The following is a 12,300-nucleotide window of genomic DNA, read 5'->3' on the forward strand; positions in this document are numbered from 1 at the left end:
CAGTGGCGGCCGGCAGCTTGAACGATGAAGGCGCCCGATCGGGCCCCTTCATCGTTCAAGCTGCCGGCCGCCACTGGCCTGGTTTTACTCCGCCACAGCGGCCTGGAATTGGTCCGCCCTTTACAATCTCGGGTGCCCGTCATGGCACCTGCCTCGGTGCGTGCCGATGGAATGCGGGAAACCTTCGGTATTCCGGGTTCGGCCGGCCATGACGGCTGCCCATCACCCCGCAACCCGCACGCTAGGGGGGCTTGCGTAGGCCTCGGAACGTCGTGCGAACCTCATCGACGAACGTGGCCGGCTGCTCCCAAGCAGCGAAGTGCCCGCCCCTGGCCGCTTCGTTGAAGTGTACGAGTTGCGCGAACCGAGGCTCGGCCCATCGCTTCGAGAGGCGCAGTGTCTCGCCCGGAAACATGCTGATCCCGGTGGGCGTCGGCATCGGCTCCTGGATCGTCGCCATCCGAGGGGTCTCGCGGGCCGTCTCCCAGTAGAGGCGCGCCGCGCTCGCCCCCGCGTTGGTCAACCAATAGAGCATGATGTTGTCGATCATTCCGTCGAGGGTAAAAACCCGCTCGGGATGGCCGGAGCTATCCGATACGTCCTGGAGCATCTGATAGATCCAGGCGGCGAGACCGGTAGGTGAGTCGGCCAAGCCGTAGGCGACGGATTGCGGATGCTTGCTCTGTATCTGGGAGTAACCGGAGAGATGATCGACGTATGATTGCAGGTCGGCAAGCATCTTCCGCTCGGCGACCGTGGGGTTCGCACGCTCCGCTTCGGTCAACTCGAACTCGACGAGGTTGAGGTGTATCCCGATCAGCCCGGGAGGCCTCATGAAGCCGAGCCTCGTCGCGATCTGGGCACCGCGGTCCCCGCCCTGCGCCGCCCACCGGTCGTAGCCGAGCCTCTTCATCAGGACGATCCAAGCCCTGGCGATACGCTCGTTGTTCCATCCGGTCTCGGTCGGCTTGCCGGAGAAGCCGTGCCCCGGGAGAGACGGGATCACGACGTGGAACGCATCCGATGCCTGGCCGCCGTGGGCGACCGGATCGGTCAGCGGCCCGATGACATCGCGGAACTCCAGTACCGAACCCGGCCATCCGTGGGTCAGGAGAAGCGGAACGGCACCGGGCTCCGGCGAGCGGACATGCAGGAAGTGGATGTCGAGGCCGTCGATCCTGGTAAGCGACTGGCCGGATGCGTTGAGGAACCGTTCGCAGGCTCTCCAGTCATAGCCATTCCTCCATCGCTCGACCAACGCTCGAACGTCCGCGAGTGGCGGTCCCTGGCTCGTGTCCTCGACGGTCTCGGCGTCCGGCCATCGCGTCACGGCAAGCCGAGCCTGCAGGGCGTCCAGGTCGGACTGGGGCACAGCCAGGTGGAAAGGGCGCACGAGGTCGCCGATTGGTCTTGGCGCATCGGACGCCGCGGGCGCTTGTCCGCCCGGCGTCGCCCCGCTGGCCATGGCGGGCAGCAGGGCGACGCTGGCGGCCGTGGTGAGCGAGTGGATGAACTGGCGACGATGCATGCCTCGGCCCTCGAACGATGTTCACGTCACGCAGGCTTCATCGCCCGACGCCCGCGTCGATCCGGATGTCTCCAGCAGCGCTACATGTTGATCGTACGGACCAAGCGGACGCCCCAATCCTCGTCAGGGTTCGTGGTGCCGTCTCCGAGACGCTCCTGCATCACGGCGACGCCCAGATCCCGGCGCTTGGGCAGGCGGGACCTGTCAGCCGCGGCGAGAGCCGCCCCGATCTCGTCACGCGACAGGTCGGTGCAGTAGACGGGTGCGCCAGGCTGTTGCCGCCAAGAATCCGCAAGGGTACCGGCGTCGAACGCATCCAATCCCGTGTCCTCGACAAGCGCCATGGCGACTTGCCGGTCCCGATCACGGTCGGCCGCCACGGGGATGGCGATGCGGCCGGGCGTTCCGGCAGGTTGCCCCTTCTTGGCGAAGGACGCCGATCCAATCGCGTTCCAGGCCTTGGCTATCGGACGACGAAGCTGCTGGGTGACCCAGACGCTCTCGATCTCACCGGCCTCTATCGCGTCGATCCGGTCGTCCCGGAACGGGTAGTAGTTCGAGGTGTCGATCACCACCGTCGCTTCGGGAAGCCGCGCAATACGAGGAGCGATCTCGGGAAGGCGATTGAGTGGAATGGAGAGAATGACGACCTCGACGTCGGCGAGCACATCCTCCGCCGTCACGGCCCGAGCGCCCGAGGTGAGGATCTCCGGGTCGATGGTCTCGGGGCCTCGGGAGTTGGCCACCTTCACATCGTGCCCTGCCTTGCTCAGCTGTCGAACCAACGTCTTGCCGATGTTTCCCGTGCCGAGGATGCCGATCTTCATGCCTTGAACCCAATCCGCTTGGTTGCTGTACGGCAGGAATTAGGGGTAGGTTGATTTATCGGCAAGAACCTACCGAAAGGTGGGGTACCCACCTGGAGGTAAGTATGACCGTGGTTCGGGATTGGCAGTGTGCGGACCCGAAGCAGCAGCTCGTCTGGGCCGCCGCGACGAGCGAGGCCCTGCGGGTGCTGGAGGGGAAGTGGAAGATCGTCATCATCTTCCAGCTCTTCGCCGCGAAGGGACCGCTCCGCTTCTCGGAGCTGGAACGACGTGTCGAAGGCGTGAACCAGAAGATGCTGATCCAGCAACTCAAGGAGCTGGAGAAGGACGGCATCGTCACCCGGACGATCTTTCCCCAGGTCCCGCCGAAGGTCGAGTACGCGCTCAGCCAGATGGGGGTGGCGCTCGGGCCCTCCATCGAGGCGCTGGTCGATTGGACCCTGATGCGGCGCGAGGCGTCGGAAGGTACCTCCCAACCCCTCTGATCGCCTCCACCAAAGGCCGCGGATCCGTCAGCCCTTCACGGCTTCAGCAGGATCGTCCCGGCCGAAGCGCCTTGCTCCAACGCGGTATGGGCGGCCACGACCTCGGAGAGAGGGTAGGTCTTCCAGATCGCCGGCTTGATGATGCCGTTCGCCACGGCGGAGAAGACGTCCGCCGCCCGCTGCTGGTACTCGGCGACATCGGTGGCGTGCGTCGCCAACGATGGCCGAGTCAGGAACAGGGAGCTCTTGCCGAGCGTCGAGATCTCGACCGGCGGAGGCGCGCCCGTCGAGGCGCCGAACGAAACGAAGACCCCGCGGGCTCCGAGGCTGTCCAGCGAAGCCTGGAAGGTGTCGCGCCCGACCGCGTCGTAGACCACGTTGGCCTTCCGGCCGTCCGTGATCCTGGTGACCTCCGCGGGCAGGTCGCACGCTCCCCACACCAGGACGGCGTCGCATCCGGATGCCTTGGCGCGCGCGACGCTGGCCTCCTTCGAGACGACCCCGATCACGGTCGCGCCGAGATGCTTGGCCCAGGGGGCCATCAGTTGCCCCACGCCGCCGCCGACGCCGTAGAGCAGGACGACGGTGCCGGCCCCCACCGGATAGGTCGTCTTCAGGAGGTACTGCGCCGTGATGCCCTTGAAGAGGATCGCGGCGGCGTCCTCGAAGGTGAGCGACTCCGGGATGGGTACCAGACGTTCGGCGGCGTAGAGCCGCCCGGTGGCGTAGCTGCCAGGCCCCCCGAGGATGTAGGCGACCCGGTCCCCGACGGCGACGTTGCCGACGCCCGGGCCGACCGCGCCGACACGTCCGGCTGCCTCAAGCCCAAGCCCGCCGGGGACAGGGAGTGGCACGGCGCCCTTGCGCTGCATGACGTCGAGGTAGTTGACCCCTATGGCCTCGTGATCGACCCAGACCTCGTTCGGACCGGGGGCGGCCTGATCGACATGTTCGAGGGCCATGACCTCGGGGGGGCCGGTGCGCGTGAGTCGTATTGCCGATGCCATGTGTGCTTTCCTCGTTGTCGTGTTGATTGCGTCGTTTCCGGACCCGTACCCCGCGATCCCGGTTCAGATCGCGGATACGCACAGGGTTTGGGCGACGCCCCAGTTCGTCGGTGCCGACGGATTGGGAAGGCACTTGTTCGCGTCCTCGTCCGTGGCCGGCGGGACGACGGGCCCAGCAGACTCGCCTGGCTTCCCGACTGCCGGCGGGCACGAGGCCGCGTCACGTCCTGGAACCGACCTCGGGCGACGGTCATCTCCGATAGCCACGAAGGTGAAGGTCGCCTCGGTCACCTTCATGGTCGCCTCGCCCGCTCGCTCGCGTCGCCAAACCTCGACCTGGATGCGCAACGACGTGCGGCCGACCTTCAGGAGCCACGCGTAGAGGCTCACCTCGTCCCCGACGAAGACCGGGTGGTGGAAGGTGATCGCGTCGACGGCGACGGTCGCGCAGCGCCCCCGTGACCGCCTGGCGGCGATGTTCCCGGCCGCAAGATCCATCTGGGCCATCAGCCAGCCGCCGAAGATGTCGCCGGCCGGGTTCGTGTCGGCGGGCATCGCGACCGTCCGGATGACCGGCGCGCCGCGATCCGTCGGCTGCGTCGACCGACTGCCCGCTTCGGTGTCGGTGACTTGCTCGCTGGCCATGACCCGCTTCCTCAAAAGATGGGGCGGCGCGAGCCGCCCCATCGAGACCTCAAGTCGAGGGGCTTTCCTTCCCGCCTAGACACGGTGGAGGGACAGGTTTTCAGGTCGTCTTGAACGTATCGATGTTCCGATCCTTGGTTTCCGGAAGGAACAGCAATCCGACGATGCCGGTCATGGCGGCGATCACAATCGGGTACCACAGGCCGAAATAGATGCTGCCGGTCTGAGCGTTCATCGCGAAGATGGTGGCCGGAAGCAGGCCGCCGAACCAGCCATTGCCGATGTTGTAGGGCAGGGACATCGCCGTGTAGCGGATACGAGTCGGGAAGAGTTCCACCAGCGCCGCGGCCATCGGGCCATAGACCATCGTGACGAAGATCAGCAGCACGCAAAGTGCGCCGATGATTCTGATCGATTGTGAGCCCAGGACGTCCAGGGGGCCCGAGATCTTGACCACGGACGGGTTGGACGCCGCCGGATATCCGACCGCCGTCAACGAGGAGGACAGATCGGAGGCGAAGGTCTGCGCCGTGGGATCAATCGTCCGGTCCCCGATCCTGACCTGCGCCTTCGAGCCCGGCGCGGCGTCTTCCTGGGTGTAGGTGACCGATGAGCGAGCGAGCGCGGCCTTCGCGATGTCGCAACTGCTCTTGAACTTGCTCACCCCGGTCGGATTGAACTGGAACGAGCAATCAGCCGGATCGGCGACCACCGCGACCTTCACGCTGTTCTGTGCGCGGTACAGGTCGGGGTTCGCGACCTCGGAGAGGTACTGGAAGATCGGGAAGTAGGTGACGGCCGCAAGAAGGCATCCTGCCATCATGATCGGCTTGCGCCCGACCTTGTCCGAGAGCCAACCGAAGAAGACGAAGCCCATGAAGCAGATCGCCAGCGACCAGACCACCAGGATGTTGGCGGTGAATCCGTCGACCTTGAGGACGCTGGTCAGAAAGAAGAGGGCGTAGAACTGGCCCGAGTACCAGATGACCGCCTCGCCGGCGACCATGCCGAACAGCGCCACGAGCGCCCATTTCAGGTTCTTCCACTGGCCGAAAGCTTCCGAGATCGGCGCCTTCGAGGTGGTGCCTTCGTCCTTCATCTTCTGGAAGGCCGGGCTCTCGCTGAGCTGCGTGCGTATCCAGACGGACACCGCGAGGAGCAGGATGGAGACGAGGAACGGGATGCGCCAACCGTACGCCTGAAAGTCGGCCGCGGTCATCGATGCCTGGACCCCGAGGATGACGAACAGCGAGAGGAAAAGCCCTAGCGTCGCGGTGGTCTGGATCCAGCTGGTGTAGAACCCGCGTCGGCCCGGCGGTGCATGTTCCGCCACGTAGGTGGCGGCTCCGCCATACTCGCCGCCGAGCGCGAGTCCCTGGAGGATGCGTAGGATGACCAACACGATGGCGGCGGTGATGCCGATGCTGTCGGAGGTCGGCAGGATGCCGACGATGAACGTCGAGGCTCCCATGAGCAGGATCGTGGCCAGGAACGTATACTTCCGGCCGATCTTGTCGCCGAGCCTGCCAAAGATTAGCGCACCAAGAGGGCGAACGATGAAGCCGGCGGCGAATGCCAGAAGCGCAAATATATTCCGCGTGACCTCATCGAACTGGCTGAAGAACTTGGCGCCGATGATGACCGCCAGCGACCCGTAAAGAAAAAAGTCATACCATTCGAAAACCGTCCCTAGGGACGAGGCGAAGACGATCTTTTTATCTTCCCGCGACATCGACCGTTGGGGCGGCGCCATGACGGCGACGTGCTGTTGGCCCACGTTCATCAGCTTCCTCCATGATATGACGACTGCTATGCTGCAGCTTTTCTCCGAAGGTCACTTTTTATAAGTCTACATCCGGAGCCTCTTTCTTATTGCTTCCCTGGCAACCGAACAGACGTTTCTATCGACATGCGTTGGGCATTAATCGACTAGCGCGGCGCAGCTTTTCCGTGAATTATTTCGCATCGCTTCGAACCGGGTACAAGCTGGCGAAACGTAGTGTTTCGAAGTCTCGATGCTCAAGCGCCGCGCTATAGCTTGAGTTATCGCCTGATATCGAAATCAAGCGAAACCAAAAACAAGATCATGCTCGACAAAGGAGAGGAAAATGGCGACCATAGCCTGGATCGGGCTTGGCCTCATGGGATATCCCATGACCAATCTGATGAAAGAAGCCGGTCATACCGTGATCGGCGTCGATATCGACCCGGCGGCGCAGAAGCGGGCCCGCGAAAACGGCATCATCGTCGTCGACACCATCGCCGAGGCGTGTTCCAACGCCGATGCGGTCCTGTCGATGCTGCCGACGGGTAAGGAAGTCCGCGAGGTCATGGCGGGCCACAACAGCGGTGTCTTCGCGAACCTGAAGGCCGGAGGCGTGGTCGTCGATTGTTCGACCATCGGCATCGACAATGCCCACGAGCTCCATGCCGCCGCGGAGAAGGCGGGCGTCGCGTTCGTCGAGGCCCCCGTCTCAGGCGGCACCGAAGGTGCCGCGGCCGGCACCCTGACCTTCATGCTGGGCGGCGCCGACGAGCACATCGAGCGCGTACGTGAACTGCTCAAGCCCCTCGCAGGGTACGTCGCCCATGTCGGCGGGCCCGGCGCGGGCCAGAGCGCCAAGGTAGTGAACAACCTCATCATGGGCGTCTGCGTCGCGGTGAACTGCGAGGCCACGGATCTCGCGACACGCCTCAACCTGGATCTGAAGGCTCTCTTCGAGATCGTGATCCGCTCGTCGGGTGACAACTGGGCCTTCCGACTGTGGAACCCCGCCCCCGGCATCGTGCCCGACTCGCCGGCGTCGAAGGAGTACAAGCCCGGCTTCAAGTCCTGGCTCCTGGCCAAGGATCTCAGCCTGGCCCTGGAGGCGGGACGCAGCGTCGGGGCGAACATCGCCACGGCGGGTGCCGCCCATGCCATCCTCGAACGCCACGTGAAGGATGGCGGCGCCGACATGGATGTCACATCGCTTCTGCTCTCGCTGGCGAAGCAGTGAGAAACACCGTTCCATAGGGATGCGGCATCCCGCCCGCGGCCGGCCGACCACACGCCGGCCTCGATGGTGGGATGCCGTCAGCAACAAGCGCGTCGATGATGGGGCGGCTTAGGCTTCGGACGTGTCTCGGACGCACGCGCCATGGGACGGCGTGCGCCCGGACATCCGATCCGGCCCGTGCTCAGTCACCGGACATAGGGAGACGGCCATGTCAGCATCCAAGATGAACGTTCCTCACGAGGTTCGCCGGCAGCCCATGCTGATCAACGGCGACTGGGTCTGGTCCGCATCCGGCGAGTCCCTGACCGTCGACAATCCCGGCCGCCGGACGGTCATCGCCGAGGTGCCGCGCGGCGGCGAGGCGGACGTCGACAACGCGGTCCGTGCGGCGGGCAAGGCCTTCACGACATGGAAGAAGGTCGCTCCCATCGAGCGCGGCCGGATGCTCCTGCGGATCGCCGACGAGATCGACCGGCGCAAGGAGGAACTCGCTCGCGCAATCGCCGAGGAAACCGGCAACGCGATCCGAACCCAGGCCCGGCCGGAGGTGCAGATCGCCTCCACCATGTTCCGCTACTTCGGCGGGCTCGCAGGAGAGCTGAAGGGCGAGACGCTCCCCCTCGGGCACGACCTGCTGAGCTTCACGCAGCGCGAGCCGCTCGGCGTGGTCGCGGCTGTCATTCCGTGGAACGCCCCGCTCATGCTGGCGAGCGTAAAGATCGCGCCCGCCCTGTGCGCCGGCAACACCATGGTGATGAAGACGGCCGAGGACGCGCCGCTCGCCGTGCTGCTGCTCGCCGAGATCTGCCAGAACCACCTTCCGCCGGGCGTCATCAACATGCTGTCCGGCACCGGCACCGAATGCGGCGCCCCGCTCCTGAACCATCCGGAGGTCGCCAAGCTGTCCTTCACCGGCTCATCCGGGGTCGGCAAGATCGTGATGGAGGCAGCCGCCAAGCGCATCCTGCCGGTCTCCCTCGAACTCGGGGGCAAGAGCCCGTCCATCGTCTACCCGGACGCGAACGAGGATTGGGTGGTCGACGGGATCGTCGCTGCGATGCGATTCACGCGTCAGAGCCAATCCTGCACGGCCGGTTCGCGGCTCTTCCTGCACCGGGACATCTATGACGATTTCCTGGAGCGCCTCGCGGCCAAGACCCGGGACCTGCGGGTCGGGGACCCGCTGGACGAGGAGACCGACATCGGCTCGATCATCAACGAGCGGCAGTTCCGCAAGGTCTGCGGCTACGTGCAGGACGGTCTCGACCAGCCCGGGTCCCGCCTCGTCATGGGTGGCCTTCCGGACTTCGACGGCCCCCTCGGCGAGGGCTACTACATGCGCCCGACCGCCTTCGCCCAGGCCGGCAACGACTGGCGGCTGGCGCGCGAGGAGATCTTCGGGCCGGTGCTGGTGGCCATCCCCTGGACCGACGAGGACGAGGTGATCCGGATGGCCAACGACAGCCATTACGGCCTCGCCGCCTATATCTGGACGCACGACATCGGCCGGGCGATGCGAGCCGCCCGCGACGTCGAGGCGGGATGGGTGCAGGTGAACCAGGGCGGCGGGCAGATCGCCGGCCAATCCTACGGCGGCTACAAGCAGAGCGGCCTGGGACGCGAGTTCTCCCTGGCGGCCATGCTCGACAGCTACACGCAGGTGAAGAACATCACCGTCAATCTCACCCGTTGATGGGCGAGTTGGCGGCGGCGGACCTGTCCCGCCACCGCCAGGGAACCCTCGAAACTCCCTCTCCGGATCGGACGATACCCATGCACTTCGCGATCCACTGTCTTGACGTCGCCGACCGCTCCGTCCGGCAAGCCCACTATCCGGAGCATCGGGCCTATCTCGCTTCCAGCCCCATAAAGATCCTCGTCGCGGGGCCGATCCTCGATGAGGATGGCGAAACGCCAATCGGGAGCGTCCTCATCGTCGAGGCAGAGGATATCGAGGCGGCGCGGGCGTTCGCAAAGAACGATCCGTTCGCGGTACACGGGGCTTGGGAAAGGATCCAAGTCTGGCCGTTCAAGAAGTCGGTCGACAATCGATGACGCCAGCCATACGGCACATCGACGGATTCGGGGGCCGCTTAGACAAGGCACCGGTGCGGAAATGGGCAATAGGCTCCTCGACAACAGTTGGGACGAATACCGGTATTTCCTCGCGGTCGCTCGGACGGGGACGCTGTCCGCCGCCGCAGCGCTGCTCGGTACGGAGCATTCGACCGTGGCGCGTCACATCCGGATGCTGGAGGAAGAGCTCAGGGTACCGCTCTTCCATCGCAGCAACGTCGGCTACGAGTTGACGGAGGCGGGCCAGCGCATGCTGTCGAACGCCGAGACCATCGAGAGCGCCGTCGTATCCGCCCGCTCGACCGTGGTCGAGGAGCAGGTCATCTCGGGAACGGTGCGCGTCGGAGCGCCCGATGGCTTCGGAACCGTCTTCCTCGCGCCTCGTCTCGGCGCGCTGGTTCGAAAGCACCCCGGCCTCGACATCGAGTTGCAGGCGACGCCGCGGTTGTTCAGCCTGAACAAGCGGGAGGCCGATATTGTCATCAGCCTCTCGGCTCCCGAACAGATCCGTGTCGTGTCGCGGCGCCTGACGGATTATCGCCTCTACGTCTACGGTTCGGCCGAATACCTGCGGAGCCACGCACCCATCGAGACCGTGGAAGACCTACGGACCCATACGGTCATCGGATACATCGAGGATTTGGTCTTCGCCCCGCACCTGAATTACCTCGACGTCATCGGCCCCGGCACCGAAGCGCGCATTCGCAGCACGGGCCTGGTCGCTCAGGCCCATGCGGCGCTCGGCGGCGGGGGGCTCTGCATCCTTCCGGCCTTCATCGGTTCGACTTACCCCGCCCTGATCCCGGTCCTGCCGGACGAGGTCAACATCCTGGGCACCTTTCACATGCTCATCCACGAGGACTATCGAAAAGCCAGTCACGTCAGGGCCGTCGCCAGCTTCATTGCCGATGAGGTGAAGAAGAGCTCCGGCTTGTTCAGCGACCCCAAGCCGACCTCGCGGACCAATCTCCTGACCGGCCCGTACGGGTGAAGGGGGCCTGCGTCGGTTCGCGACGGCATCCTCGCCCGGCTCCATGACACCAGGGCGTTTGAGGTCCGGCCTCCGCCCCCGGCGGGATCGCATCGAATCCCGCGAAACGCCGAAACGTCGAATTGATCTCAGCGAAGTGGTGATGCCATGACCGAAAACCTCTACGATTTCCTCCTCCCCGCCGCTCCGGAACGGGCGTCGGCGCCGGTGCTGCTGACCGAGACGGGCGAGACCTGGACGCGCGGTCGGATCGAGGAACTGACCGGACGCATCGCGGCACTCCTGCTTGAGACCGGCGTCAGGCCGGGAGACCGCGTCGCGGCCCAGGTCGAGAAATCCGCAGCGGCGGTCTGCCTCTATCTCGCCTGCCTCAAGGCCGGGGCGGTCTATCTTCCGCTCAACACCGCCTACCCGGTGCCGGAACTCGCGCATTTCCTCGGGGATTCCGAGCCGGCCCTCATCGTCAAGGGCGCCGACTATGCGGAGATCCCCGCAGTCGCAGCGCACCTCCCGAGCTTCACCCTCCGACCGGACGGCACCGGCAGCCTCGTGGACGCCGCCAGCGCCCTGGAGCCGCTCGCCGCCTCCGCACCGCGGGATGCCGATGACCTGGCGGCGATCCTCTACACCTCGGGCACCACGGGGCGCTCGAAGGGCGCGATGATCACCCACGGCAACCTCGCCTTCATGGCGGACGCCCTTCGCTCGGCCTGGGACATCCGCGAGAGCGACGTCATGCTCCACGCCCTCCCGGTATTCCACGCCCACGGGCTGTTCATTGCCTTGAACACGATGTTGCTTGCGGGCGGGCGCATGCACTTCCTGTCCAAGTTCACGGCGGACGTTGTCCTGGAGCGGCTGCCCGCCTCGACCGTGTTCATGGGCGTGCCGACCTTCTACACCCGGCTCCTGGCCGACCCCCGCCTGGACCGGGAGGTCTGCCGAAACGTCCGCCTCTTCGTCTCCGGCTCGGCGCCGTTATCGGTGCCGACCTTCGAGGCCTTCCTGGCCAGGACCGGGCAGTCCATTCTCGAACGCTATGCGAGCACCGAGACGACGGTGATCACCACGAACCCGCTCCATGGGGAGCGTGTCCCCGGCACGGTCGGCTACGCGCTGCCAGGTGTCTCGGTGGGGATCATCGACAAGGCCGGACAGCCGCTGCCGGCCGGTGAGGTCGGCGAGATCGCCCTGAAGGGACCGAACGTCTTCAAGGGCTATTGGCGTCTCCCCGAGGCGACCGCCAAGGAGTTCACCGCCGACGGCTATTTCCGCTCCGGCGACCTCGGACGCATGGAGCCGGATGGGCGGGTCTCCATCGTCGGACGCGACAAGGACCTCATCATCTCAGGTGGCTACAACGTCTATCCCGGCGAGGTGGAGGCCGTCCTGGCCCGGATCGAGGGTGTCGCCGATTGTGCGGTCATCGGGTTGCCACACGCGGATTTCGGCGAGGGCGTCGTCGCCGTCGTCGAGCGGCAGGGCGGACGCACGGATCTGACGGCCGAGGCGATCCTGGCCGGCCTTGCGGGCCAACTCGCGAAGTACAAGGTCCCGAAGGCCGTTGTGTTGCGGGACAGCATGCCTCGGAACGCCATGGGCAAAATCCAGAAGAACGAGCTGCGTCGCCTGCACGCGGATGCCCTGGGACGCTGACTCCAGGAGCGCTGGCGGTCCATTCCACCTTGCCGCGCCGGTCGCCGGCGTTTGCAGGGGCCGGCCGGTAAGCGCCTCCGGCTTTC

The 12,300-nt window shown here is 65.6% G+C and carries 9 protein-coding genes and 2 pseudogenes; 6 read left to right on the plus strand and 5 right to left on the minus strand.

All coding sequences use genetic code 11. From position 1 onward, the window contains the following. Positions 1 to 241: 241 nt before the first annotated feature. Together MFF13_RS01840 and MFF13_RS01845 are read right to left on the minus strand one after the other, a co-directional pair. A complete protein-coding gene (locus tag MFF13_RS01840; RefSeq protein WP_238270272.1) occupies positions 242 to 1,528 on the minus strand; it encodes an epoxide hydrolase family protein in 1,287 nt (428 codons plus the stop codon). Between the two features lie 80 nt (positions 1,529 to 1,608). Continuing rightward, the gene (locus MFF13_RS01845) at positions 1,609 to 2,391 is read right to left on the minus strand and encodes an NADPH-dependent F420 reductase (protein ID WP_373322471.1); all 783 of its coding nucleotides are present in this window, start codon (positions 2,389 to 2,391) and stop codon (positions 1,609 to 1,611) included. A 68-nt stretch (positions 2,392 to 2,459) separates the two neighbouring features. On the opposite strand from MFF13_RS01845, the gene MFF13_RS01850 reads away from it, so the two are divergent. Next, the gene (locus tag MFF13_RS01850) at positions 2,460 to 2,840 is read left to right on the plus strand and encodes a winged helix-turn-helix transcriptional regulator (protein ID WP_238270276.1); all 381 of its coding nucleotides are present in this window, start codon (positions 2,460 to 2,462) and stop codon (positions 2,838 to 2,840) included. A 35-nt stretch (positions 2,841 to 2,875) separates the two neighbouring features. On the opposite strand, the gene MFF13_RS01855 is transcribed toward MFF13_RS01850, so the two are convergent. From MFF13_RS01855 to MFF13_RS01865, 3 genes and pseudogenes are all read right to left on the minus strand, one after another. After that, complete coding sequence (locus MFF13_RS01855; protein ID WP_238270278.1) at positions 2,876 to 3,802, minus strand: quinone oxidoreductase family protein; 927 nt, start codon at positions 3,800 to 3,802, stop codon at positions 2,876 to 2,878. A gap of 273 nt (positions 3,803 to 4,075) precedes the next feature. After that, positions 4,076 to 4,492, minus strand: a pseudogene (locus MFF13_RS01860) (acyl-CoA thioesterase); the annotation flags it as partial. 100 nt (positions 4,493 to 4,592) lie between these two features. Beyond that, entirely contained in the window at positions 4,593 to 6,275 is a 1,683-nt protein-coding gene (locus tag MFF13_RS01865) for an MFS transporter (protein WP_373322469.1), read from the minus strand. 307 nt (positions 6,276 to 6,582) lie between these two features. Here MFF13_RS01865 and MFF13_RS26525 point away from each other — a divergent pair. The 5 genes and pseudogenes from MFF13_RS26525 to MFF13_RS01890 form a co-directional block, all read left to right on the plus strand. After that, positions 6,583 to 7,491: pseudogene (locus MFF13_RS26525) on the plus strand (NAD(P)-dependent oxidoreductase); the annotation flags it as partial. Between the two features lie 208 nt (positions 7,492 to 7,699). Beyond that, entirely contained in the window at positions 7,700 to 9,184 is a 1,485-nt protein-coding gene (locus tag MFF13_RS01875; RefSeq protein WP_238270281.1) for an aldehyde dehydrogenase family protein, read from the plus strand. Positions 9,185 to 9,264: 80 nt separating this feature from the next. Next, positions 9,265 to 9,546: a YciI family protein gene (locus MFF13_RS01880; protein WP_238270283.1), complete on the plus strand. Its 282-nt coding sequence runs from the start codon at positions 9,265 to 9,267 to the stop codon at positions 9,544 to 9,546. Between the two features lie 61 nt (positions 9,547 to 9,607). Continuing rightward, entirely contained in the window at positions 9,608 to 10,558 is a 951-nt protein-coding gene (locus MFF13_RS01885) for a LysR family transcriptional regulator (protein WP_238270285.1), read from the plus strand. A 147-nt stretch (positions 10,559 to 10,705) separates the two neighbouring features. Beyond that, positions 10,706 to 12,214 (plus strand): AMP-binding protein, encoded by a 1,509-nt coding sequence (locus tag MFF13_RS01890; RefSeq protein ID WP_238270286.1) that lies wholly within the window; start codon positions 10,706 to 10,708, stop codon positions 12,212 to 12,214. Positions 12,215 to 12,300 lie beyond the last annotated feature (86 nt).

Origin of the sequence: Methylobacterium cerastii (genome assembly GCF_022179125.1) — a bacterium.
Taxonomy (GTDB): domain Bacteria; phylum Pseudomonadota; class Alphaproteobacteria; order Rhizobiales; family Beijerinckiaceae; genus Methylobacterium; species Methylobacterium cerastii.

What these genes read in the sequence shown, in the direction of transcription:
- MFF13_RS01840 (WP_238270272.1), bottom strand. Translation starts at nt 1,528, where the DNA reads ATGCATCGTCGCCAGTTCATCCACTCGCTCACCACGGCCGCCAGCGTC.
- MFF13_RS01850 (WP_238270276.1), top strand. Translation starts at nt 2,460, where the DNA reads ATGACCGTGGTTCGGGATTGGCAGTGTGCGGACCCGAAGCAGCAGCTC.
- MFF13_RS01855 (WP_238270278.1), bottom strand. Translation starts at nt 3,802, where the DNA reads ATGGCCCTCGAACATGTCGATCAGGCCGCCCCCGGTCCGAACGAGGTC.
- MFF13_RS01865 (WP_373322469.1), bottom strand. Translation starts at nt 6,275, where the DNA reads ATGAACGTGGGCCAACAGCACGTCGCCGTCATGGCGCCGCCCCAACGG.
- MFF13_RS01875 (WP_238270281.1), top strand. Translation starts at nt 7,700, where the DNA reads ATGTCAGCATCCAAGATGAACGTTCCTCACGAGGTTCGCCGGCAGCCC.
- MFF13_RS01880 (WP_238270283.1), top strand. Translation starts at nt 9,265, where the DNA reads ATGCACTTCGCGATCCACTGTCTTGACGTCGCCGACCGCTCCGTCCGG.
- MFF13_RS01885 (WP_238270285.1), top strand. Translation starts at nt 9,608, where the DNA reads ATGGGCAATAGGCTCCTCGACAACAGTTGGGACGAATACCGGTATTTC.
- MFF13_RS01890 (WP_238270286.1), top strand. Translation starts at nt 10,706, where the DNA reads ATGACCGAAAACCTCTACGATTTCCTCCTCCCCGCCGCTCCGGAACGG.